We start from the raw sequence: 21,012 nt of genomic DNA, 5'->3' as shown, positions 1-21,012 counted from the left end.
CCGGGCGCTTCCGGGGCCTGTCGAGGACGGCCCCTTACCGGGGGTAGGCGCCGTCCGGCCGCTGGTACCCGCTGCTGAGCTGGTTGCCCTCGTCGTCCGAGACGGTGCCGAACCAGGAGGTGCACCAGACCGACACCGAGTCCGGCCAGTACTGCACCTCGAAGGGGTGCCCGGGCCCGTAGTCGCCGTACGAGGTGACGATGAAGGTCTCGCCCGGGCGCATCCAGTAGTCCTCGCCGAGCGGTTCCAGGGTCAGCTCGACCAGCCCCTCGCCCCGGTTGGTCACGGGCATCCGGCCGGTCACCTCCAGCGCCGAGAAGTCCCAGGCCGCCGCGTCCTGGCTCTCCTGGCTCATCCGGCGGCCACCCGGGCGAGCAGGGTGCGCACGGCGGCGTCGAAGGCCTCGGGCGCCTCCAGGGCGCTCAGGTGGCCCACCCCGGGGAGGACGGTCAGCTCGGCGTCGGGCCGGGCCCGCACCATCAGCTCGGCCTCCTCCGGCGCCACCAGGGCGTCCTGGGCGCCCGCCACGATCGCGACCGGCACCCGCAGGTCGGCCAGCACGTCCAGGGCGCCCGGGCGGGCCGCCATGGCCCGCTGGGCCCAGGCGACGGCGGCCGGCGGCGCGGCGGCGACCATCGCCTGCACCCGCCCCACCAGGTGCTGCGAGTCCGGCCCGAGCTGCCCGGCCGCGACCCGCTCGTCCAGCAGCAACTGCACGCTGTCCCGGGCGGTGACGGCGGCGGCGACCCGCTCCCGGTTGGCCCGTGCCGCGTCGGTGTCGGCGGTGGCCCGGGTGTTGGCCAGCAGCAGTCCGGACAGCCGGCCGGGGTGGCGGCGGGCGAAGGCCAGCGCCACGTAGCCGCCCATGGAGAGCCCGCCGACCACCGCGCGCTCGATCCCGGCCGCGTCCAGCAGCAGTGCGAGGTCGTCCGCGAGCAGGTCCAGCGAGGGCTCGTCGGCGCCCAGCCCGGTGCCGCCGAACCCCCGCTGGTCGGGGGCGAGCACGCGCGCTTCGTCCCCGGTCAGGCCGGGCAGCGCGTCCAGTTGGGACGACCACATCGAGGCGTTCAACGGAAAGGCGTGCAACAGCACGAGGGGGGTTCCGGTACCGCTCTCGCGGACCGACACTGCGGAGGGGAGCTCGCTCATGTCTCCAACCTATTCCGGTGCGCCTGGCGGGCCCACCCAGCGGGCCGCGATGCCCCCTTTGTCCTAGCCTGACAAGGAACTGTGGGAGCGCGAATGATCGAGCTGCACGAACTGACGAAACGTTACGGCAAGACGCTTGCGGTGGACCGTCTCAGCTTCCGGGTCCCCCAGGGGGTGGTGACCGGCTTCCTCGGCCCCAACGGCGCCGGCAAGTCCACCACCATGCGCATGATCCTCGACCTCGACCGCCCGACCGCCGGCCGGGTCACCATCGACGGCAAGCACTACGGGCAGCTCAGCGAACCGCTCAAGTACATCGGCGCGCTGCTGGAGGCCAAGGCCGTCCACCCCGGCCGCACCGCCCGCGACCACCTGCTCTGGCTCGCCCAAAGCAACCGCATCCCCGAGCGCCGGGTGGACGAGGTGCTCGCCCTGGTCGGCCTCACTCCGGTGGCCCGCAAGCGGGCCCGCGGCTTCTCGCTCGGCATGGGCCAGCGCCTGGGCATCGCCTCCGCCCTGCTCGGCGATCCGGAGATCGTCATGTTCGACGAGCCGGTCAACGGCCTGGACCCGGAGGGCATCCTCTGGATCCGCAACCTGATGAAGCGCCTCGCCGCCGAGGGCCGGACGATCCTCGTCTCCTCCCACCTGATGAGCGAGATGGCCGTCACCGCCGACCACCTGGTGGTCATCGGCCGGGGGCGGCTGCTCGCCGACCTGCCGATGCCGGAGTTCATCCGGCGCAACTCCCGCTCCGCCGTACGGCTGCGCAGCCCGGAACCCGAGCGGCTGCTCGACGTGCTGGCCGAGGCCGGCCTGCGGCACGAGCCGGGCCCGGACGGCTCCTACGAGGTGGTCGACGGGGACATCGCCCGGCTCGGCGAGCTGTTCGCCGGGAACGGCGTGGTGCTGCACGAGCTCAGCCCGCAGCAGGCCTCGCTGGAGGAGGCCTTCCTGCGGATGACGGCCGACTCGGTGGAGTACCACGCGGGCGACGGACCGGGCCGGGACGCGGCCGGCGCGCCCACCGCGTGGGGCGCCGGCTGGAAGGCGGACGGCACCCGGAAGACCACCACCACGGCACTGCAGGAGGAGAACTGAAATGGCGTCCTTCCCGGCGGTCCTGCGCTCCGAGTGGACGAAGATCCGCAGCGTCCGCTCGACGGTCTGGACGCTCGCGCTGACCTTCGTCGTCACGGTCGGCATCGGCGCACTGCTGTCCCTGCTCACCAACACCAACTTCAGCGAGTTCCGCCGCAACGGGCAGGCCCCGTTCGACGCCACCGGGACGTCCTTCTCCGGCATCATGCTCGGCGAGCTGGCGATCATCGTCTTCGGCGTACTGGCGATCGGCAACGAGTACAGCAGCGGCATGATCCGGGCCACCCTCGCCGCCGTCCCCCAGCGCGCCACCCTGCTCACCGGCAAGGCGGCGGTGCTCGGCGCGCTGGCCCTCGCGGTCTCGCTGGTGACGGCCTTCGTCACGTTCTTCGTCGGCCAGGCGCTGCTCGGCTCGCACTCCACCACGATCGGCGAGCCGAACGTGCTGCGGGCCGTGTTCGGAGCCGCGCTGTACCTGACGATGCTCTGCCTGTTCTCGGCGGGCGTCACCACGATGCTGCACAACCAGACGCTCGCGCTCGGCGTGCTGGTGCCGTTCTTCTTCCTGCTCTCGCCGATCCTCTCGGCGGTGCCGAAGGTCAGGACCCTGGCCCACTACTTCCCCGACTACGCGGGCTCGCGGATGCTGCTGGTGTACGAGCAGCACGGCCAGCCGTACGGGCCGTGGACCGGCTTCTTCATCTGCCTCGCCTGGACGGCGGCGGCGCTGGTCGGCGGTGCGCTGGTGCTCAGGAAGCGCGACGCGTAGCCGGCCCCGCAGCGGGAGCGTCAGTACCGCGGAGCGCCGCGGCCTCGCAGGACGTTGGAGGCCCGGCGCTCCCGCGCTCCCCAGCAGGCGCGGTGCCAGTGCCGCCGGTCGTCCACCCCCGCGCCGTGCATCGGCCAGGCCACCACGTGGCCCACCCCCGGCGGGATCTCCTGGTCGCAGCCCGGGCAGCGGTAGAACCGCCCCGCGGTCCCGGCGACCGTCTGGACCACCCAGTCCTCGCCCCGGTAGCTCTCGGTGCGGCGCAGCGAACCGCCGAGCGGGGCGGCCGCCTCGGCGCTCTCGCGGGGGGCGGCGATCTTGATCCGATTGCGGCGCGGAGACACGCGGACTCCCTCTCCTGCTGGGCTCTGAGTCGTTCCAGCCTACGGCCGGCCGGACTCCCCCACGGCCACTATCACGGCTCCGTCCGGCACTTCGGGGTTTTTGCCCAGATCCACCCGATCATCGGGGAAATTCAGGGTTCAGCGTGCCATTGGCACATGACATCGGATACCCACAGGGGGAAGAGGCGGGGCCCGCAGACCCTGCGCGCACCCGAGGAGGACCAACGATGAGCAAGACCAGCGCCCGAGCCGAGACCGGTCGGCCCGTCGGGATCCGGCCGCCCGTCCCCGGCCCGACGCTGACCTCCGTCCCCCCGGTGACGGCCGTCGCGGGCGAGCCGCTGCCGGCGCCCCAGCGGGCGGGCACGCTGCCGCCGTCCACCGGTCCGGTGCGGGTCGGCCTGTTCCTGCTGTCCGCGCAGTTCCCCGGGCAGAGCCACGGAGAGGCACTGGAGCGCACCGTCCGCTCCGCCGTCGAGGCCGAGCGCGCGGGCCTGGACAGCGTCTGGCTGGCCGAGCACCACTTCGTGCCCTACGGGGTGTGTCCGGACGCCGCCACGCTGGCCGCGATGCTGCTCGGCCGCACCCGCCGGATCGGCGTCGGCACGGCGGTCAGCGTGCTCTCCACCCACCACCCGGTGGGGCTCGGCGAGCAGGCCGCGCTGCTGCACCTCACCTCCGGCGGACGGTTCACGCTCGGGGTGGGCCGCGGCGGGCCGTGGATCGACCTGGACGTGTTCGGCGGCGGCGTGGACGCCTTCGAGAACGGCTTCCCGGAGCGGCTGGACCTGCTGCTGCGCTGGCTGCGCGGCTCCCGGGTCGGCGCGGACGGCCCGCAGTTCGCCTTCCCCGAGGTCACGGTGGTGCCGCGGGCCACCGAACCCCTGCGGCGGCCGGGCCTGAGCAGCTGGCTCGGCCTCGGCGGGCGCTCCGGCCCGGTGCGCTTCCCGCGCCAGCGCCGGGACGACGAGGGCCTCGGCGAGGAGCTCACCGTCGACGGGCGGCCGGTGGCCGGCCCGCCCGTGGTGGTCGCCTGCACCTCGCCGGGCGGGGTGCGACTGGCCGCCGAGCGAGGCCTGCCGATGCTGCTCGGCATGCACTCCGGGGACGACGACAAGCTGCGGATGCTGGAGCTGTACCGGGCCGCCTGGCTCGCCGCCGGGCGCAGCGAGGAGCAGCTGCGCCGGATCGGCCGCCAGCACGTCGCGGCCGGGGTGGCCCAGGTCGACGACCGCGCCGCGGCGGCCCGGTCCACGCTGCTGAACGCGATGCCCGGCTGGTTCGAGTACGGGCTCGGCGCCCACCGCACCGTGGACGGCCGCGAGCGCAAGATGCGCGACCCTCGCCAGTACACCGAGCTGCTCTGCGACCTGCACGCGGTGGGCACCCCGCGGCAGTGCGCCGACCGGCTGCTGGCCACCGCCGAGCGCACCGGCATCCGGCGCTTCGCCCTGCTCGCCGAGGGCAGCGGCGACCAGGAGGCGACCCTGCAGAACATCTCCCGGCTCGGCTCCGAGGTGCTGCCGCAGCTGGGCTGAACCCCGCAGGGGGACGGGCCCGGGCCGCCGCCCCTCCCCCCGCACCGGGGGACGGGGGCGGCCGGCGCCGCAGCGGGGTACGACGAAGTCAGCAGTCCCGCAGCTCCTCGGACTGGTTGAGCAACTGCTCCCGGACGGAGGTGAAGCGGTCGTACCGCGCCTCGTTGGCCTCCGACGGCAGGAACACCGCCACCCGGTGACAGTTCTGGAAGGCCAGCCGGACCCCGAAGTGGCGCTGGAGGGCGCCCCGGATGGCGTCGCTGGCAAGGGCGCGCAGCAGCTGGCCACGGGCCTGCTCGCTGGGCGGCGGTACCTGGTTGTCGGCGAAGTCGGTGCCGTCGACCTTCGCCTGGGCGACCAGCGAGCTGATCAGGTCCCAGGCGTACGGCAGCGAGACGCGGACGCAGTCGACGAATTCCCGCTCGTCGACCTCGCCCCGCTCGGCCTTCTCGAGCAGGGCCGGTGAGACGTCGAGCGACATGGATTCTCCTCTCGCGGTCCACCCGCGCGGCGCCCGGGTGGTCGTGCGTAGGTCAAGCTCACAGTGAGGGTGGCGGATTCGCGCGGGGCGTCCGGAACACCGAGGGACAGGGGGGTTTCCGGCACCTACGCGACCGCGGCGGCACCACGGGACGTGACGTCCTGGACACCGAACGCGCTCAGAACAGCGTGGCAGTCAACGGAGCGACAGGCCGGTCGTTCCTGGGTATTGCTACGGAAATACGTTGCGGTGCACCAGATTGGCCGGATCCCGTCGGATCGTTCATCTGAAGTCTCCATCCCCGTTGACAGCGATCCCGCGAGCGCGCCGTCACACACCGTAGCGACCTGAGAGTGGGGGCGCCAGACCTCGACGGGCGGTAGCGGGACCGCAGGACCTCCATGTTGGCCGGGTTCGCGCTTTCTTCACCCCGTCGTCGCGGAATCGCATCAACTGGCCCTGGTGGGCTAGCGTGGTCGACCGTGCGTCTCGTAATTGCCCGCTGCTCAGTCGACTATGCCGGTCGGCTCTCCGCCCATCTGCCCTCCGCCACCAGGCTGATCCTGGTCAAGGCCGACGGCAGCGTCAGCATCCACGCCGACGACCGCGCCTACAAGCCGCTCAACTGGATGTCCCCGCCGTGCGTCCTCAAGGAGGCCGACGGGGTCTGGACGGTGGAGAACAAGGCCGGCGAGAAGCTCATCATCACGCTGGAGGAAGTGCTGCACGACACGTCCCACGAGCTCGGGGTCGACCCGGGCCTGATCAAGGACGGCGTCGAGGCGCACCTCCAGGAGCTGCTCGCGGACCGGATGGAGGTGCTCGGTACCGGCTGGTCGCTGATCCGCCGCGAGTACCCCACCGCGATCGGCCCGGTCGACATCCTCTGCCGCGACGCCGACGGCGCCACGGTGGCCGTCGAGATCAAGCGCCGCGGCGAGATCGACGGTGTCGAACAGCTCACCCGCTACCTCGAACTCCTCAACCGGGACCCGCTGCTGGCCCCGGTCAAGGGCGTCTTCGCCGCGCAGGAGATCAAGCCGCAGGCCCGCGTCCTGGCCACCGACCGCGGAATCGGCTGCGTGGTGCTGGACTACGACGAGCTGCGCGGCATCGACGACGACAAGCTCAAGCTGTTCTGACCGCTCAGTTCGGGCTCGACGACGGGCCGGACGGCGTACCGGTACCGGCCGTCGGCTCGGTCGGTGTCGTGGTCGCGGTGGCCGAGGACGAGCTGCTCGGCTTCGGCGACGGCGAGGTGCCGGTGCCACCCCCGGGCTGAGAACCGCCGGATCCGGCCCCACCAGGGCCTCCCGGCTGTGGGCCCGGCGTCTGCGGCTGGCCCGGTGCGGGCGGCTGCTGCGGGGCCTGGGACTCGCCCGCCCCCGGCGAGGAACTCGGCTTCCTCGTCGGCGAGGCGCTCGGCGAGTGCGAGGCGCTGCCGCTCGCGGACGGCTCCGGGCCGGGCCCCTGCCCCGCCGGGCTGCCCGGCTCGGTACCGGCCGTCCCCGGGCCGGCGCTGCCGGAGGTCTGCGGGAACGGCGGGTCCTGGGTGCCGCTGCCGCCGTCCAGCCGGCCGTTGTGCGGGTCCCTCCCCTTGATCTCGTCCGGTCCGCTGAAGCTCATCGCCACCGCCGTGCCGAGCACGCCCAGGGTCAGCACCGCCGTGGAGACCACGGCCGCCCGGCGCCGCCTGCTGGACTTCAGGCCGGCCGGCACCCGGGCCGCGATCTTGCGGATCACCGGCGCGCGGCCGGGCGCCGCCACGGCGGGCGCGCCGAGGACCGGCAGCTGCCGGCCCTCGGCGCGCAGCAGGTCGAGCATCCGGCGGGCGGCGGCCACCCCGCGCTGCTCGCCCGCCGAGGACCGCAGGGTGAGCGCGGTCTCCAGTTCGGCGATGGCCCGGGAGGGCTGCTGGACGCAGATCGCGTACACGCCCGCCTCGTGGTGGAACCAGGCCTGGTCGACCACGGAGCCGGTCCGGCGGGCCGCCTCCAGACCGAACTGGAGCACCCGCTCCCAGGCGCCCCAGCGCAGCGCCAGCGCCAGCGCGGGCGCCGCCGCCCGGGCGAGCCGGACCACCGCGTCGTGCCGCCCTGCGGCGCGGTCGGCGAGCAGGACGCCGATCACCACCTCGGCCTCGGCGGCGATCTGTTCCAGCGACACCGAGCTGTGCCCGACCCACCAGGCGAAGTGCTGGGCGGCGCCGTCGACGCAGCCGCGGGCCGGCCAGTGCGGGGCGAGCAGTTCGAGCGCGCCGGCGGTCAGCCGGTGGTGCCCGCCGATGGACACCGCCAGCCCGGCGTCGGCGAGTTCGGCGAGGGCGGCCTCGCCCTGCCCGACGTCGATCAGCGCCGGCAGGTGCGGCGCGGTGGGGCACTCGCCGCCGAGCGCGACGGCGAGCCGCAGCACGGCCTGCGCGGGCTCGCTCAGCCCCTCGGCGAGCCGGACCGCGGGCGAGGCGGTCTCCGCCACCGACGGCAGCGGGACGGTGAGGCGCAGCTCGTTCTCCCGGATCGCCGGGTCCGGGTCGTGGACGAGCTCGTCGACGGCTCCGAAGACGTCCATCCGGTCGTCCTCGGCGGCGACCAGCGCGTCCACCGAGACGTCCCGCTGGCGCAACAGCGCGGCGGCCTGGACGAAGCGCAGCGGCAGGCCCTCGGACTCGAACCAGAGGTCCACCGCCCAGGCCTTCTCGGCGACGTCCAGCGGCCGCCCGGCCAGCCGGGCGGTGAGGGCGAGGCAGGCGGAGCGGGAGAGCCCGGCCACCAGGTGGTCCTGGAGCCGGGAGCCGGCGGGCAGCGGCGGGCCGTCCGGGGCGGCGGAGATCAGGAAGGCGCAGCCGGGGGCGGCGGCGAGCAGCTGCTCCAGCTCGGCACCGGAGGGCTCGGCGGCGTCGATCACCACGATCGCGCCGACCTCGGCGAGGTGGGCGGCCAGCTGCCCGGGGTCGGGGCGGTAGCCGGGGGCGTGGTGGGTGGCCGCGAAGAGGTCCTGGAGCAGGTCGGGGACGGTCCGGCGGTGGCCGCAGAGCTGCACCACGCCGCCGGGGGCGAGGTCGGCGGCGGCCTCGGCGACGGCCGACAGCAGTGCGCTGCGGCCCGAGCCGGCCTGGCCGACCAGGCGTATCGAGCGGCCCTCGGCGAGCAGGCCGAGCAGTTCGGCGATGTCGTTCTCGCGGTCCAGCATCGGCAGGTCTGCGGGCCCGGCGCCGAGTGCGAGCGGGCCGACCGCACGGCCGACGCCGCCGACCGGGCCGCGGGCGGGCTCGCTGCGTTCGATCCGGCGCGGGCGCGGCCGCCACTCCTCGGGACAGGTCCTGGCCTCGGAGCCGTCCGGGGCGCCGACGCCCACCAGCAGGCCGCCGGAGACCAGTTCGCCGCCACGGATGCGGACGGCCTCCTGCCGGAACTCCCCGGATGGCTGTGCCACGTTCTGCTCCGCATCGTGCTCGGCCGGCGGCGTCCCGCGCCACCCGGCTGACGTCCCCGGTCGCGGCCGCGGCCGGGCTGGAGGCAGCCCCGGCGGCCGTCTTCTGACGGGCAGACTCTTGCACATCCGGCTCCGGCCGTGCAGAGCGGTCCACGGCCGACGACCGGTCGGCCCCGCTGACCAGGGACGTTGCGCGGTGGGGTCCGGGGGTGCGCAGGCGCGCGGTTCGGCGCGCGGTGCGGCAGGGGTTACAGAGCGAGTCCGTGCGCCTCGGTGACGCCGTCGACGGCCAGGATGCGGTGCAGCCTGGTGGCCACCAGCAGCCGCTGGAGCTGGGCCGGGACGGAGCGCAGCACCAGCCGGCGGCCGATCCGGCCGGCCCGCCGGTGGGTGCCCATGATCACGCCGAGCCCGGTGGCGTCCCAGAACTCCAGCCGGGCGAGGTCGAGCACGAGGTCGCCGAGGCCGCCGTCCACCGCCTGGTGCAGCCGGGCCCGCGCGTCGGCGGCGGTGCGCACGTCGAGGCGGCCTTCGATGGCCAGCGCCGTGTGGTCGCCGGTGATGCGCATGCTCTCCTCCTTCGCCTGGACGGCCTGGTGCGGGGGCGGGTCCGCCCCGGCCGCGCCGGGTGCGGGAGCGGGGGTGCATCCGGGTGGGCCGCAGCCCCACATCCGGTCCCGGGCGGAATGCCGGGTTCCCTCATCTGACGGCGAACCGGCTCCGCAGGTTGCTGGTTCCGGCCAGATCTGAAGCGACTTCACCCGTCCGAGGGAATATACGCAGGTCGGCCCCACACCCATGCTCGATTCCCGCCCAAATCACCCGTCTGCGGCACCCGGCGTGAGGAAACTCACCCGAGCCGGCGGAGCGGGCCGTGCGCTGTTCGATCGCACGGCCCGCCGGTCGTTCAGCCCTGCCGGCTCACTTGCCCTCGTACGGGTAGAAGCCGCGGCCGCTCTTGCGGCCCAGGTCACCGGCGGTGACCATGCGGGCCATGATCTCCGGCGCGGCGAACTTCTCGTCCTGGGTCTCGGTGTAGATGTTGCGGGCGGCGTGCAGCAGGATGTCCACGCCGGTCAGGTCGGCGGTCTGGAGCGGGCCCATCGCGTGGCCGAAACCGAGCCGGCAGGCGGTGTCGATGTCCTCGGCGGTGGCCACGCCCGACTCGTACAGCCTGGCGGCCTCGACGACCAGCGCGGTGATCAGGCGGGTGGTGACGAAGCCGGCCACGTCGCGGTTGACCACCACGACCTCCTTGCCGACGCCCTCGGCGTAGGCACGGGCGGCGGCGAGCGTCTCGTCGCTGGTCTTGTAGCCGCGGACCAGCTCGACCAGCTTCATCATCGGGACCGGCGAGAAGAAGTGGACGCCGACGACCGACTCCGGGCGCTGGGTGGCGGCGCCGATCCGGGTGATCGGGATGGCGGAGGTGTTGGAGGCCAGCACGGCGCCGTCCTTGGCGAGCTTGTCGAGCTCGCGGAAGACGCCCTCCTTGACCTCCAGCTTCTCGAACACGGCCTCGACCACGATGTCGGCCTCGGCGACGGCGCCCAGGTCGGTGGTGGTGGTGATCCGGCCCAGCGCGGCCTCGGCGTCCTCGGCGCTCAGCTTGCCCTTGGCGACGAACTTCTCGTACGAGGCGCGGATGCCCGAGAGACCGCGCTGCAGCGCCTCCTCGGTGACGTCCCGCAGCACCACCGGGTGGCCGGCCTGCGCGGACACCTGGGCGATGCCGGCGCCCATCAGGCCGGCACCGATCACGGCGATCTGCTTGCTGGACGCATTGCTCATGGCTGGGTCTCCCGATGCCGTCGCCGCCCCGCGGGCGGGCCCTGAAGGCGGCTCAGGGCAGGGGTCACCGCCATCGAGCCGCGCCGCTCACATCTCCTGCCTCGCTCGCGCTCGGCAGTCGCGATCGCGGAGCTCGCCCCTTCTTCGGTTCGCTCGCTCCGCTCGCTTACGGCGGGACTCTAATGCCCAAATCCCCCGTGCAATAGCAATCGAGAGTGTGATCTGCAACCGACCTGGTCAGGCGATCAGACCGTCAGCCCGAGGTCCTGGGCCAGGATCGCCGCCTGCACCCGGCTGCGCAGCCTCAGCTTCGCCAGGATGCGGCTGACGTGGGTCTTGGTGGTCGCCTCCGCCATCTCCAGCCGGGCCGCGATCTCCCCGTTGGACATCCCGGCCCCGATGCAGGCCAGCACCTCCCGCTCACGGCCGGTCAGCGCCCCCACCGCCGCCCGGGCCTCCGCCCCGACCGGCCGCTCGGGGCGGGCGAACGCCCCGATCAGCCGCTTGGTCACCGAGGGCGCCAGCATCCCGTCCCCGCGCGCCACGGTGCGGATGCCCTCGATCAGGGTGTCCGCCTCCAGGTCCTTGAGCAGGAACCCGGACGCCCCGGCCCGCAGCGCGCCGTAGACGTACTCGTCCAGGTCGAAGGTGGTCAGCACGAGCACCTGGCCGGCCCCGGCGGCGACCACCTCGCGGGTCGCCGAGACGCCGTCCAGCCGGGGCATCTGCACGTCCATCAGCACCACGTCCGGCCGCAGCTCCAGCGCCAGCCGGACGGCCTCCTCGCCGTCGGCGGCCTGCCCGACCACCTCGAACTCCGGCTCGGCGCGCAGGATCATCACCAGCGCCGCCCGTACCGCCGCCTGGTCCTCGGCCACCAGCACCCGGATCGTCATGCCCGCCCCTCGTTCCCCTGTGCGCGCGGCAGCGCCGCGCGCACGCTCCAGTACCCGTCCTTCGGCCCGGCATCGAAGCTGCCGCCGAGCAGCCCGGCCCGCTCCGCCATGCCCACCAGTCCGGCCCGGGCGCCGGGCAGTCCGCGGCCGGGCCCGCCCCGGTACGGACTGTCGACGGCGATCCGGAGTTCCCCGGGCGCGAACTCCAGCCGCAGGCTCACCAGTCCGGGCCCGGCGTGCTTGAGCGCGTTGGTCAGCGACTCCTGGACGATCCGGTACGCGGCCAGCCCGACCGGCACCGGCACGTCGCCGCGCTCGCCGCGCTCGTCCAGTTCGAAGTCCAGGCCGACGTCCTGCCCGGCCGCCCGGGCCTTGGCCAGCAGGGCGTCCACCGCGGCCAGGTCGGGCGCCGCGTACGACTCGTCCACCTCTCCCCCGCCGCTGTCCCGGAGCAGTCCGATCATGCGACGCATTTCGGCCAATCCCTGGACGCTGTTCTCCCGGATCACCGCCAGCACCTCCACCAGAGGATCGTCCTCGGGCAGGTTCCGGCGCCTGGCCACCGACTGCGCGCCGGTGGCGTGGATCGCGATCGCCGACAGGTGGTTGGCCACCACGTCGTGCAACTCCCGTGCCATCCGCGCCCGTTCGGCGCCGACCGCCTCGCGCCGGTCCATCTCCGAGAGCAGCGCGGTCTGTTCCGCCCGCAGCCGCTCTGCCTCCGCCTCCTGCCGGTGCTTGCGCACCACGTCGCCGGTCCACACCGGGGCCAGGAAGACCAGCGAACTGACCACCACCACCAGCAGCGCGGCGGAGGTGCCGGCGTAGATCGCCGACAGGGTGGAGAGCGTCAGCACCGTGGCCCCGCCGGTCAGGTGCAGCACCCGGGACATCCGCGGGCTGCCGTAGATCACCGCCGCGTACAGCAGGTCGGTGTACATGATCAGCGTCGCCACCAGGCTGCCGGCGAACAGGCTCCCCGCGAAGGCCAGCCCGCCGACCGACACCGCCAGCACCGGCCTGGTCCGCCGGACCAGCTCCAGCCCGGCCATCACCAGCAGCGGCGCCAGCACCGCCCACTGCGGCACCCGGCCGGCCTGGTCGTACGCCTTGAAGACGATCAGCACCAGGCCGCCGAGCAGCCCGAAGAGGGCGACCAGCTGGTCCTGCCGGCGCGGGGGGAGGACGGGGAACGGGAGAGGCACGCTCCCCATCTCACCATCCCGGGCGGCCCGCCCGGCTCCGGTCCGCGGAGGAGCCCGCTACATCGAAAGATGCAGTCCCGGACGGCACCGCGCGACGACGACACCGGCGCGCCCGCGCACCAGCCTGGAAGCACCACCGAATCGTCCGGGAGCAGAACGTGATCGTCACCCTCATCGTCGCGGCCGAGGTCTCCTTCTGGATCCTGCTCGGCCTCGGGCTCGCCGCCCGCTACCTGTTCCGGTGGCGCCGCACCAGCACCGCGCTGCTGATCGGCCTGCCGGTGGTGGACCTCACCCTGTACGCACTCACCGTCCTCGACCTGCGCGGCGGCGCCACCGCGAGCTGGACGCACGCCCTGGCCGCGAGCTACGCGGGCTTCTCGATCGGCTACGGCCCCTCGCTGGTCCGCTGGGCCGACCGGCACTTCCAGTACCGCTTCGCCGGCGGTCCCAAGCCACTGCCCTCGCCGAAGTACGGGCCGGAGCGGACCAGGTACGAGTGGCAGATCGCCGGCCGGACCGTCGTGTCGGCGGCGATCACCCTGAGCCTGATCACCCTGCTCGTCCCGCTCTCCGCGGGGGCCGCCCACTTCGGCACCTTCGCCCAGTGGTACCTCAAGCTGGGCATCGCGGCCGTGGTCAACGTGATCGTGGCCGGCTGCTACTCGCTCTGGCCCGAGGAGGCGCCGGCCGGGGTGGTGGTCGAGAACGGCCGGGTGGTCACCGGGCAGACCCTCGCCGACACCGCCCCCGCCCGCACCCCGGCCGAACGGCCCTGAGACGCCGGGGGCCCGTCCCCGGACTCCTGCGGGGGAGCGGTCCGGGGACGGGCCTTCGGTCTGTGCCCTGAGGCGCGCCCTAGCGGTTCTCGCCCGGGACCCAGAGCACGTCGCCGCGCTCCTTGTTGGCCACCCGGGCCAGGATGAACAGCAGGTCGGAGAGCCGGTTGAGGTACTTCGCGGTCAGCGGGTTGACGCTGTCGCCGTGCTCCGCGATCGCCGACCAGGTCGAGCGCTCGGCCCGCCGCACCACCGTGCAGGCCAGGTGCAGGTGGGCCGCCCCCGGCGTACCGCCGGGCAGGATGAAGCTGCGCAGCTTCTCCACCCGCGCCAGGTACTCGTCGCAGTCCGCCTCCAGCCGGTCGATGTAGGACTGCAGCACCCGCAGCGGCGGGTACTTCGGGTCCTCCACCACCGGGGTGGACAGATCGGCGCCGACGTCGAACAGGTCGTTCTGGACCCGGACGAGCACCGCCGTCATGTCCTCCGGCAGCTCCCCGACGGCCAGGGCCACGCCGATCGCGGCGTTGGCCTCGTTGGCGTCCGCGTACGCGATCAGTCTCGGATCGGTCTTGCTGGTCCGGCTCATGTCGCCGAGCGCGGTGGTGCCGTCATCGCCGGTACGGGTGTAGATGCGCGTCAGATTGACCATGCGGCCAGACTAGCCGCCGGGTTAGGCGGCGTTAACCCCGCGTCCGAACGCCCTACGCGACATTGCCCCTCCCCCAGCCCGAGAGTCTCGTCGCCACGCGGCATTGACCCTCCCCCAGCCTCCGGCCGGGGGCGCCCCCATCCCGAGGGTCTCGTCGCTACGCGACATTGACCCTCTGCCCGGGCGGGGCCGCCTCCAGCCAGGCCAGGAAGCCGGTCAGCGCGTCCTCGCTCATCGCCAGCTCCAGCGGGGCCCCGCTGTGCAGGCAGCGCAGCACCACCGAGCCGGACAGCAGCGCCAGCTCCTCCTGGCCCTCCGGGTAGCGCCGGCCGAGCACCTCGATCTCCCGGCGCGGCAGCACCTTGCGCGGCCGCGGGGCGTACGAGAAGACCCGGAACCACTCGATCGAGTCACCGCTGTAGCGGCCGATACCAAAAACCCACCCCTTGCCGTCGGTCGGGGGGACCGGGGCGGAGGTGGGTTTGCCGTTCTCGTCGAGGTCGGGCTGCGTCGAGGCGTCGGCCGGCATTTTGAGCCGGTAACTGCAGTCGAAGGTGCCGCCGACCCGCTGGATCAGGCGGCGCCGGACGGCGAAGGCCATCAGCCCGATCACACCCAGGGCCACGACCGCCGCACACACCACAAGCGCGAGGACCATGCTCACCTACCTCCTCGCTACCCGCGTTCCCCGTAACGGTCGTATCAAGCGACCGCGCTGACCTACCAACTACGACGACAGTCCCGGGGTCACGCTCACGCGTCCCCGGGACCGTCGGTCGACCCCGCTAAGCCGGGGTCCGGCGCACTCAGGCGTGGGCCTTGAGGCCGCGCGCCGCGAACAGACGGACCTCGGCACGCCGCTCGGCGTGCGCGTCCAGGTCCGCCTTGGCCTTGTCCAGTGCGCGCTCGGCACGCGCGACATCGATCTCGTCCGCCAGCTCGGCGATCTCCGCGAGCAGAGACAGCTTGTTGTCGGCGAAGGAGATGAAGCCGCCGTGCACCGCGGCGATCACGGTGCCGCCGTCCGCCGTGCGGATGGTGACGGGACCGGTCTCCAGCACGCTCAGCACCGGGGTGTGGCCCGGCATGATGCCGGTGTCACCGGAGGCCGTACGGGCGACGACGATGGTGGCCGCACCGGACCACACCTTGCGGTCGGCTGCGACCAGCTCGACGTGCAGCTCAGCCAACGTGGGCTCCTAGGCTCATGCAACGCCCGATTACTCGGGAGTTTCGGTAAGAATAACGGCCCCGCGCCTCCGGCATGAAACCGGCGGCACGGATTTGACCGGAATCACAGCCGATGCGCCGTGAGGGGTGGTCCCCAGGCTCGGGGGCCACCCCTCACGGTCACGCACAGCTGCTACCGGCCGCGATTACTTCTTCGCCAGCTCGGCGGCGTTCTTCTCGAGGTCCTCGATGCCACCGCACATGAAGAAGGCCTGCTCCGGGACGGAGTCGTACTTGCCGTCCGCGATCGCGTTGAAGGCCTCGATGGTCTCCGACAGCGGCACGGTCGAACCCTCGACACCGGTGAACTGCTTCGCCACGTAGGTGTTCTGCGAGAGGAAGCGCTCGATGCGACGGGCACGGTGCACCGTGATCTTGTCCTCTTCGGACAGCTCGTCGATACCGAGGATCGCGATGATGTCCTGGAGGTCCTTGTACTTCTGCAGGATCCCCTTGATACGGATGGCCGTGTCGTAGTGGGTCTGCGCGATGTACCGCGGGTCGAGGATGCGGGACGTGGAGTCCAGCGGGTCGACGGCCGGGTAGATGCCCTTCTCCGAGATCGGACGCGACAGAACGGTGGTCGCGTCCAGGTGGGCGAAGGTGGTGGCCGGCGCCGGGTCGGTCAGGTCGTCCGCGGGGACGTAGATCGCCTGCATCGAGGTGATCGAGTGACCGCGGGTCGAGGTGATGCGCTCCTGCAGGAGGCCCATCTCGTCGGCCAGGTTCGGCTGGTAACCCACCGCGGAGGGCATGCGGCCGAGCAGGGTCGACACCTCGGAACCGGCCTGGGTGAACCGGAAGATGTTGTCGATGAAGAGGAGCACGTCCTGCTTCTCGACGTCACGGAAGTACTCCGCCATGGTCAGCGCGGACAGCGCGACGCGCAGACGGGTGCCCGGCGGCTCGTCCATCTGGCCGAAGACCAGCGCGGTCTTGTCCAGAACGCCCGAGTCGACCATCTCGTCGATGAGGTCGTTGCCCTCACGGGTGCGCTCGCCGACGCCGGCGAACACCGACACACCACCGAAGTTCTCGGCGACGCGGTAGATCATCTCCTGGATCAGAACGGTCTTGCCGACACCGGCACCACCGAACAGACCGATCTTGCCGCCGGTGACGTACGGGGTGAGGAGGTCGATGACCTTGATGCCGGTCTCGAACATCTCGGTCTTGGACTCGAGGTCCTTGAACTCCGGGGCCTTGCGGTGGATCGGCCAGCGGACCTGGACCTGCGACTCGAACTCGTCCTTGTCGACGTTCAGCACGTCACCGAGGGCGTTGAACACCTTGCCCTTGGTGATCTGGCCGACCGGGACGGAGATCGCGGCACCGGTGTCGGTGACCTGCGAACCGCGGACCAGGCCGTCGGTCGGCTGCATCGAGATGCCGCGGACCATGCCGTCGCCGAGGTGCTGGGCGACCTCGAGGGTCAGGGTCTTCTTGCCCGTGCCGTCGGGGTTGTCCACCTCGACGTGCAGGGCGTTGTACATGTCCGGGATCGCGTCGACGGGGAACTCCACGTCGACGACCGGGCCGATGACCCGCGCGACGCGGCCCGTCGCCGTGGTCGGCTCAACAGTGGTGGTCATACTCATTCGCTCCCGCGGCTCGCGTCAGCGAGCGCGTTGGCGCCACCGACGATCTCGCTGATTTCCTGGGTGATCTCGGCCTGACGGGCCGAGTTGGCAAGCCGCGTGAGCGACTTGATGAGCTCGCCGGCGTTGTCCGTCGCGCTCTTCATCGCGCGGCGGCGGGCGGCGTGCTCGGAAGCAGCCGACTGCAGCAGCGCGTTGTAGATCCGGCTCTCGACGTACCGCGGCAGGAGCGCGTCCAGGACGCCCTCCGCCGACGGCTCGAAGTCGTACAGCGGGAAGATCTCCGACTTGGCCGGCGTCTGGTCGCTGAGCTGGACCTCGTCCAGCTTCAGCGGCAGCAGCCGCGCCTCCACCGCGTTCTGCGTCAGCATGGACACGAACTCGGTCGAGATCAGGTGGAGCTCGTCCACGCCGCCGGTCTCGGCCGTGAAGGCCTCGATCAGGTCGGCCGCCACGGTCTTCGCGTCACCGTAGGTCGGCTTGTCCGAGAATCCCGTCCACGAGTCCGCGATCGTCAGACCGCGGAACGTGTAGTACGAGACACCCTTGCGGCCGATGATGTACGTCACCACGTCCTTGCCCTCGGACCGCAGGCGCTCGGTGAGCGTCTGGGCGGCCTTGATGGCGTTGGTCGAGTAGCCGCCCGCCAGGCCGCGGTCCGCCGTGATCAGCAGGACGGCGGCGCGCTTGGCGTCCGGGTTCTCGGTGGTGAGCGGGTGCTTGGCGTTGGACCGGGTGGCCACCGCCGTCACCGCCCGGGTGAGCTCATCGGCGTACGGAGTGGAGGCGGCCACCGCGCGCTGCGCCTTGACGATGCGCGACGCGGAGATCATCTCCATCGCCTTGGTGATCTTCTTCGTCGCGGTGACAGAGCGGATCCGGCGCTTGTAGACCCGAAGCTGTGCTCCCATGGGTCGTTACGTCCTTTCCCTCGCTACCGGACTCAGGCCTGCTCGGAGAGCAGCTTGCCGTCAGCGGTCTGGTACCCCTGCTTGAAGGCCTCGATCGCGCTGGTCAGCGCGTCGACGGTGCCGTCGGCCAGCAGGCCGGTCTCGACGATGCCGGCGAGCAGGTCCTTGTGCTGCAGGCGGACGTGGTCCAGGAACTCGCGCTCGAAGCGGCGGATCTCGGCGACCGGGACGTCGTCCATCTTGCCGGTGGTGCCGGCCCAGATGGAGACGACCTGCTCCTCGACCGGGAACGGCTGGTACTGGCCCTGCTTCAGCAGCTCGACCATGCGCGCACCGCGCTCCAGCTGGGCCTTGGAGGCCGCGTCCAGGTCGGAACCGAAGGCGGCGAAGGCCTCCAGCTCACGGTACTGGGCGAGGTCCAGGCGCAGACGGCCGGCGACCGAGCGCATGGCCTTGATCTGGGCGGAGCCACCGACGCGGGAGACCGAGATACCGACGTTCACGGCCGGGCGGATGCCGGCGTTGAACAGGTCGGACTCCAGGAAGCACTGGCCGTCGGTGATGGAGATGACGTTGGTCGGGATGTACGCCGAGACGTCGTTGGCCTTGGTCTCGATGATCGGCAGACCGGTCATCGAGCCGCCGCCCAGGGCGTCGTTCAGCTTGGCGCAGCGCTCCAGCAGGCGGGAGTGCAGGTAGAAGACGTCACCCGGGTAGGCCTCGCGGCCCGGCGGGCGGCGCAGCAGCAGGGAGACGGAGCGGTAGGCCTCGGCCTGCTTCGACAGGTCGTCGAAGATGATCAGGACGTGCTTGCCGTCGTACATCCACTCCTGGCCGATGGCCGAACCGGTGTACGGGGCGAGGTACTTGAAGCCGGCCGGGTCGGAGGCGGGAGCAGCCACGATGGTGGTGTACTCCAGCGCGCCGGCCTCCTCCAGGGCGCCGCGGACGGACGCGATGGTGGAGCCCTTCTGGCCCACGGCGACGTAGATGCAGCGGACCTGCTTCTCCGGGTCGCCCGAGCGCCAGTTGTCACGCTGGTTGATGATCGTGTCGACGGCCACCGCGGTCTTGCCGGTCTGGCGGTCACCGATGATCAGCTGGCGCTGGCCGCGGCCGATCGGGGTCATCGCGTCGATGGCCTTGATGCCGGTCTGCAGCGGCTGCTTGACCGACTTGCGGGCCATGACGCCGGGGGCCTGCAGCTCCAGGGCGCGGCGGCCGGTGGCGGCGATGTCGCCCAGGCCGTCGATCGGGTTGCCCAGCGGGTCCACGACACGGCCGAGGTAGCCGTCGCCGACCGGAACCGAGAGGACCTCGCCGGTGCGGCGCACGGTCTGGCCTTCTTCGATGCCACCGAACTCACCGAGGACGACGACACCGATCTCGCGGGTGTCGAGGTTCAGCGCGAGGCCGAGCGTGCCGTCCTCGAACCTCAGCAGCTCGTTCGCCATGACCGAGGGCAGGCCCTCGACATGCGCGATGCCGTCCGCCGCGTCAGTGACCGTGCCGACCTCTTCCACAGAAGCGGCGTCCGGCTGGTACGACTGGACAAAGTCGGCCAGCGCGTCCCGGATCTCCTCCGGACGGATCGTAAGCTCCGCCATCAGGCTTCCCTGCTCTCCTAGTTTGCGATCCTCGGCCCGCCATTGAGGGCCGCAAGTATTCGACTCTCGGCCGGGTCTTCCGAACCGGCCGTACGATGTGCCGGCTCCTTGGGGAGCCGGTTTCCCGACCGAGGGTCGGATGTGCTGCTTCGGTGCTCAGCCTTCGAGCGACTGGCGAGCGCCCTCAAGGCGGCTCGACACGGTGCCGTTGATGATCTCGTCGCCGATCTGCACCCGGACGCCGCCGACGACCTCGGGGTCGACGTCGATGTTCAGGTGGACCTGGCGGCCGTACATCCGGCCCAGAGCACCGGACAGGCGCTCCTTCTGGGTGTCCGACAGCGGCACCGCACTGGTGACCAGGGCCACCACGCGGCCGCGGCGCGCGGCGGCGAGCTTCGAGTAGGACTCGAGGCCCTGCTCCAGGCTACGGCCACGCGGCGCGTTGACGAGGGCGGTGACCAGCCGGACGGTGCCGGCGTTGGCGCGGCCGCCGAGCAGCTTCCTGATCAGCTCGGCCTTCGCGACGGCACCGGCCTTCGGCTCGGTCAGCGCGGCCCGCAGCTCGTGCGAACCGCTCACCACCCGACCGAAGCGGAAGAGCTCGTCCTCGACGTCGTCCAGGGAGCCGGCCTTGTCCGCGGCGATGATCTCGGCGTACGCGGCGAGTTCCTCGGTCGCGTCCACCAGGTCGCGCGAGCCCGACCAGCGGGACCGGACCAGACCGGAGACCAGGTCGACGGCCTCGCCGGAGACCTGACCGGTCAGCAGCGAGGTGACCAGCTGGGCCTTGTCCTGGCCCGACCGGGACGGGTCGGTCAGGACTCGGCGCAGCGACACCTCACGGTCCAGGACGGCCGTGACGGCGGTGAGCTCCTCGGCGAGCTTGGCCGCGTCCACCGAGGTGGAGTCGGTCAGGCTCTCCAGGTTCTGCCGACCGGCGGCGAGGGCCTCGCGGCTGGCGCCGATCACTTGGCCGCACCCTGAGCAACGGTGGCCTTGGCCTCCAGCTCATCCAGGAAACGGTCGATCACACCGCTCTGCCGGGCGTGGTCCTCCAGGGACTCACCCACGATGCGGGACGCCAGCTGGGTGGCCAGCGAGCCCACGTCCTGGCGCAGGGCGGCAGTCGCCTGCTTCTTGTCAGCCTCGATCTGGGCGTGACCGGCGGCGACGATGGCCTCGCGCTGGCGCTGGCCCTCCTCGCGCATCTCGGCGAGCTGGGCGGCACCCTGCTCGCGAGCCTGCTCGACGATGCGGGCAGCCTCGTGGCGCGCCTCGGCGAGCTCGGCACGGTACTGCTCAAGCAGGGCCTGGGCCTCCGCCTGAGCGGCCTCGGCGCGCTCCATCCCGCCCTCGATCGCGTCCCGGCGCTCCGACAGCACCTTCTCGATGCTGGGGAGGAGCTTCTTGCCGAGGATCCCGAAGACGATGAAGAAGCAGAGCAGGCCGATGATGATCTCGGGCCATGCGGGCAGAAGGGGGTTCATGATCTCCCCCTCCTCCGCGAGGTGAGCCGCGATGCTCAT

22 protein-coding genes are annotated in these 21,012 nt (G+C 72.2%); 5 read left to right on the top strand and 17 right to left on the bottom strand.

Going from position 1 to position 21,012, the window contains the following annotated elements:
• Positions 1-34: 34 nt before the first annotated feature.
• Together ACIRRH_RS05630 and ACIRRH_RS05625 are read right to left on the bottom strand one after the other, a co-directional pair.
• Complete coding sequence (locus ACIRRH_RS05630; protein ID WP_224283203.1) at positions 35-355, bottom strand: hypothetical protein; 321 nt, start codon at positions 353-355, stop codon at positions 35-37.
• Complete coding sequence (locus ACIRRH_RS05625; RefSeq protein ID WP_403062162.1) at positions 352-1,149, bottom strand: alpha/beta fold hydrolase; 798 nt, start codon at positions 1,147-1,149, stop codon at positions 352-354. The genes ACIRRH_RS05630 and ACIRRH_RS05625 overlap by 4 nt, the downstream gene beginning before the upstream one ends.
• Positions 1,150-1,242: 93 nt before the next feature.
• Between ACIRRH_RS05625 and ACIRRH_RS05620 the strand changes: the two genes are divergently transcribed.
• Both ACIRRH_RS05620 and ACIRRH_RS05615 read left to right on the top strand, forming a co-directional pair.
• A complete protein-coding gene (locus ACIRRH_RS05620) occupies positions 1,243-2,250 on the top strand; it encodes an ABC transporter ATP-binding protein (protein WP_403062159.1) in 1,008 nt (335 codons plus the stop codon).
• Position 2,251: 1 nt separating this feature from the next.
• Positions 2,252-3,019 carry an ABC transporter permease subunit gene (locus tag ACIRRH_RS05615; protein WP_403062156.1) on the top strand — a complete coding sequence of 256 codons (768 nt, stop codon included), beginning with the start codon at positions 2,252-2,254 and terminating at the stop codon, positions 3,017-3,019.
• A 20-nt stretch (positions 3,020-3,039) separates the two neighbouring features.
• On the opposite strand, the gene ACIRRH_RS05610 is transcribed toward ACIRRH_RS05615, so the two are convergent.
• A complete protein-coding gene (locus ACIRRH_RS05610) occupies positions 3,040-3,363 on the bottom strand; it encodes an ATP/GTP-binding protein (RefSeq protein ID WP_363382725.1) in 324 nt (107 codons plus the stop codon).
• A gap of 389 nt (positions 3,364-3,752) precedes the next feature.
• Between ACIRRH_RS05610 and ACIRRH_RS05605 the strand changes: the two genes are divergently transcribed.
• Positions 3,753-4,901, top strand: a complete 1,149-nt coding sequence (locus tag ACIRRH_RS05605; protein ID WP_403062435.1) for an LLM class flavin-dependent oxidoreductase — start codon at positions 3,753-3,755, stop codon at positions 4,899-4,901.
• Between the two features lie 88 nt (positions 4,902-4,989).
• Here ACIRRH_RS05605 and ACIRRH_RS05600 read toward each other — a convergent pair whose 3' ends face one another.
• A complete protein-coding gene (locus ACIRRH_RS05600; protein ID WP_045694845.1) occupies positions 4,990-5,382 on the bottom strand; it encodes an SCO5389 family protein in 393 nt (130 codons plus the stop codon).
• 482 nt (positions 5,383-5,864) lie between these two features.
• Here ACIRRH_RS05600 and nucS point away from each other — a divergent pair, with 482 nt between their 5' ends.
• Positions 5,865-6,524, top strand: coding sequence for an endonuclease NucS (gene nucS / locus ACIRRH_RS05595; RefSeq protein WP_224285208.1), 660 nt, complete (start codon positions 5,865-5,867; stop codon positions 6,522-6,524).
• A gap of 4 nt (positions 6,525-6,528) precedes the next feature.
• Here the strand turns inward: nucS and ACIRRH_RS05590 are convergent, their stop codons facing one another.
• The 5 genes from ACIRRH_RS05590 to ACIRRH_RS05570 all read right to left on the bottom strand — a co-directional run bounded on the left by ACIRRH_RS05590 (position 6,529) and on the right by ACIRRH_RS05570 (position 12,715).
• Positions 6,529-8,814, bottom strand: a complete 2,286-nt coding sequence (locus ACIRRH_RS05590; protein WP_403062151.1) for an ATP-binding protein — start codon at positions 8,812-8,814, stop codon at positions 6,529-6,531.
• 248 nt (positions 8,815-9,062) lie between these two features.
• Positions 9,063-9,383 carry an STAS domain-containing protein gene (locus ACIRRH_RS05585; RefSeq protein ID WP_403062149.1) on the bottom strand — a complete coding sequence of 107 codons (321 nt, stop codon included), beginning with the start codon at positions 9,381-9,383 and terminating at the stop codon, positions 9,063-9,065.
• Between the two features lie 352 nt (positions 9,384-9,735).
• Positions 9,736-10,605 (bottom strand): 3-hydroxyacyl-CoA dehydrogenase family protein, encoded by an 870-nt coding sequence (locus tag ACIRRH_RS05580; protein ID WP_403062146.1) that lies wholly within the window; start codon positions 10,603-10,605, stop codon positions 9,736-9,738.
• Between the two features lie 245 nt (positions 10,606-10,850).
• Entirely contained in the window at positions 10,851-11,501 is a 651-nt protein-coding gene (locus tag ACIRRH_RS05575) for a response regulator (protein WP_403062143.1), read from the bottom strand.
• On the bottom strand, positions 11,498-12,715 hold the full coding sequence (locus ACIRRH_RS05570) for a sensor histidine kinase (RefSeq protein WP_403062140.1): 1,218 nt from the start codon (positions 12,713-12,715) through the stop codon (positions 11,498-11,500). Before ACIRRH_RS05570 ends, ACIRRH_RS05575 begins: the two co-directional genes overlap by 4 nt.
• 149 nt (positions 12,716-12,864) lie before the next feature.
• Between ACIRRH_RS05570 and ACIRRH_RS05565 the strand changes: the two genes are divergently transcribed.
• A complete protein-coding gene (locus ACIRRH_RS05565) occupies positions 12,865-13,485 on the top strand; it encodes a hypothetical protein (RefSeq protein ID WP_403062137.1) in 621 nt (206 codons plus the stop codon).
• A gap of 79 nt (positions 13,486-13,564) precedes the next feature.
• On the opposite strand, the gene ACIRRH_RS05560 is transcribed toward ACIRRH_RS05565, so the two are convergent.
• From ACIRRH_RS05560 to ACIRRH_RS05525, 8 genes are all read right to left on the bottom strand, one after another.
• Positions 13,565-14,137: a cob(I)yrinic acid a,c-diamide adenosyltransferase gene (locus ACIRRH_RS05560; RefSeq protein WP_403062134.1), complete on the bottom strand. Its 573-nt coding sequence runs from the start codon at positions 14,135-14,137 to the stop codon at positions 13,565-13,567.
• Positions 14,138-14,294: 157 nt separating this feature from the next.
• Positions 14,295-14,795 carry a DUF2550 domain-containing protein gene (locus ACIRRH_RS05555; RefSeq protein ID WP_224277554.1) on the bottom strand — a complete coding sequence of 167 codons (501 nt, stop codon included), beginning with the start codon at positions 14,793-14,795 and terminating at the stop codon, positions 14,295-14,297.
• Between the two features lie 148 nt (positions 14,796-14,943).
• Complete coding sequence (locus tag ACIRRH_RS05550) at positions 14,944-15,327, bottom strand: F0F1 ATP synthase subunit epsilon (RefSeq protein ID WP_224277556.1); 384 nt, start codon at positions 15,325-15,327, stop codon at positions 14,944-14,946.
• Positions 15,328-15,513: 186 nt separating this feature from the next.
• A complete protein-coding gene (atpD, locus tag ACIRRH_RS05545) occupies positions 15,514-16,959 on the bottom strand; it encodes a F0F1 ATP synthase subunit beta (protein WP_380697066.1) in 1,446 nt (481 codons plus the stop codon).
• 2 nt (positions 16,960-16,961) lie between these two features.
• On the bottom strand, positions 16,962-17,876 hold the full coding sequence (locus ACIRRH_RS05540; RefSeq protein ID WP_224277559.1) for a F0F1 ATP synthase subunit gamma: 915 nt from the start codon (positions 17,874-17,876) through the stop codon (positions 16,962-16,964).
• A gap of 32 nt (positions 17,877-17,908) precedes the next feature.
• A complete protein-coding gene (atpA, locus tag ACIRRH_RS05535; protein WP_224277561.1) occupies positions 17,909-19,483 on the bottom strand; it encodes a F0F1 ATP synthase subunit alpha in 1,575 nt (524 codons plus the stop codon).
• 156 nt (positions 19,484-19,639) lie between these two features.
• Positions 19,640-20,455, bottom strand: a complete 816-nt coding sequence (locus ACIRRH_RS05530; RefSeq protein ID WP_403062129.1) for a F0F1 ATP synthase subunit delta — start codon at positions 20,453-20,455, stop codon at positions 19,640-19,642.
• Positions 20,452-21,012: a F0F1 ATP synthase subunit B gene (locus ACIRRH_RS05525; RefSeq protein WP_224277565.1), complete on the bottom strand. Its 561-nt coding sequence runs from the start codon at positions 21,010-21,012 to the stop codon at positions 20,452-20,454. The genes ACIRRH_RS05530 and ACIRRH_RS05525 overlap by 4 nt, the downstream gene beginning before the upstream one ends.

Source organism: Kitasatospora sp. NPDC101235 (genome assembly GCF_044767505.1).
GTDB lineage: Bacteria > Actinomycetota > Actinomycetes > Streptomycetales > Streptomycetaceae > Kitasatospora.
This window is presented reverse-complemented; position numbering and strand designations above follow the sequence as displayed.

Bases quoted from the DNA above. Each gene is read 5' to 3' on its own strand.
- ACIRRH_RS05630 (WP_224283203.1), bottom strand. From the start codon at position 355: ATGAGCCAGGAGAGCCAGGACGCGGCGGCCTGGGACTTCTCGGCGCTG.
- ACIRRH_RS05625 (WP_403062162.1), bottom strand. From the start codon at position 1,149: ATGAGCGAGCTCCCCTCCGCAGTGTCGGTCCGCGAGAGCGGTACCGGA.
- ACIRRH_RS05620 (WP_403062159.1), top strand. From the start codon at position 1,243: ATGATCGAGCTGCACGAACTGACGAAACGTTACGGCAAGACGCTTGCG.
- ACIRRH_RS05615 (WP_403062156.1), top strand. From the start codon at position 2,252: ATGGCGTCCTTCCCGGCGGTCCTGCGCTCCGAGTGGACGAAGATCCGC.
- ACIRRH_RS05600 (WP_045694845.1), bottom strand. From the start codon at position 5,382: ATGTCGCTCGACGTCTCACCGGCCCTGCTCGAGAAGGCCGAGCGGGGC.
- ACIRRH_RS05585 (WP_403062149.1), bottom strand. From the start codon at position 9,383: ATGCGCATCACCGGCGACCACACGGCGCTGGCCATCGAAGGCCGCCTC.
- ACIRRH_RS05580 (WP_403062146.1), bottom strand. From the start codon at position 10,605: ATGAGCAATGCGTCCAGCAAGCAGATCGCCGTGATCGGTGCCGGCCTG.
- ACIRRH_RS05575 (WP_403062143.1), bottom strand. From the start codon at position 11,501: ATGACGATCCGGGTGCTGGTGGCCGAGGACCAGGCGGCGGTACGGGCG.
- ACIRRH_RS05570 (WP_403062140.1), bottom strand. From the start codon at position 12,715: ATGGGGAGCGTGCCTCTCCCGTTCCCCGTCCTCCCCCCGCGCCGGCAG.
- ACIRRH_RS05560 (WP_403062134.1), bottom strand. From the start codon at position 14,137: ATGGTCAATCTGACGCGCATCTACACCCGTACCGGCGATGACGGCACC.
- ACIRRH_RS05555 (WP_224277554.1), bottom strand. From the start codon at position 14,795: ATGGTCCTCGCGCTTGTGGTGTGTGCGGCGGTCGTGGCCCTGGGTGTG.
- atpD (WP_380697066.1), bottom strand. From the start codon at position 16,959: ATGACCACCACTGTTGAGCCGACCACGGCGACGGGCCGCGTCGCGCGG.
- ACIRRH_RS05540 (WP_224277559.1), bottom strand. From the start codon at position 17,876: ATGGGAGCACAGCTTCGGGTCTACAAGCGCCGGATCCGCTCTGTCACC.
- atpA (WP_224277561.1), bottom strand. From the start codon at position 19,483: ATGGCGGAGCTTACGATCCGTCCGGAGGAGATCCGGGACGCGCTGGCC.
- ACIRRH_RS05525 (WP_224277565.1), bottom strand. From the start codon at position 21,012: ATGAGCATCGCGGCTCACCTCGCGGAGGAGGGGGAGATCATGAACCCC.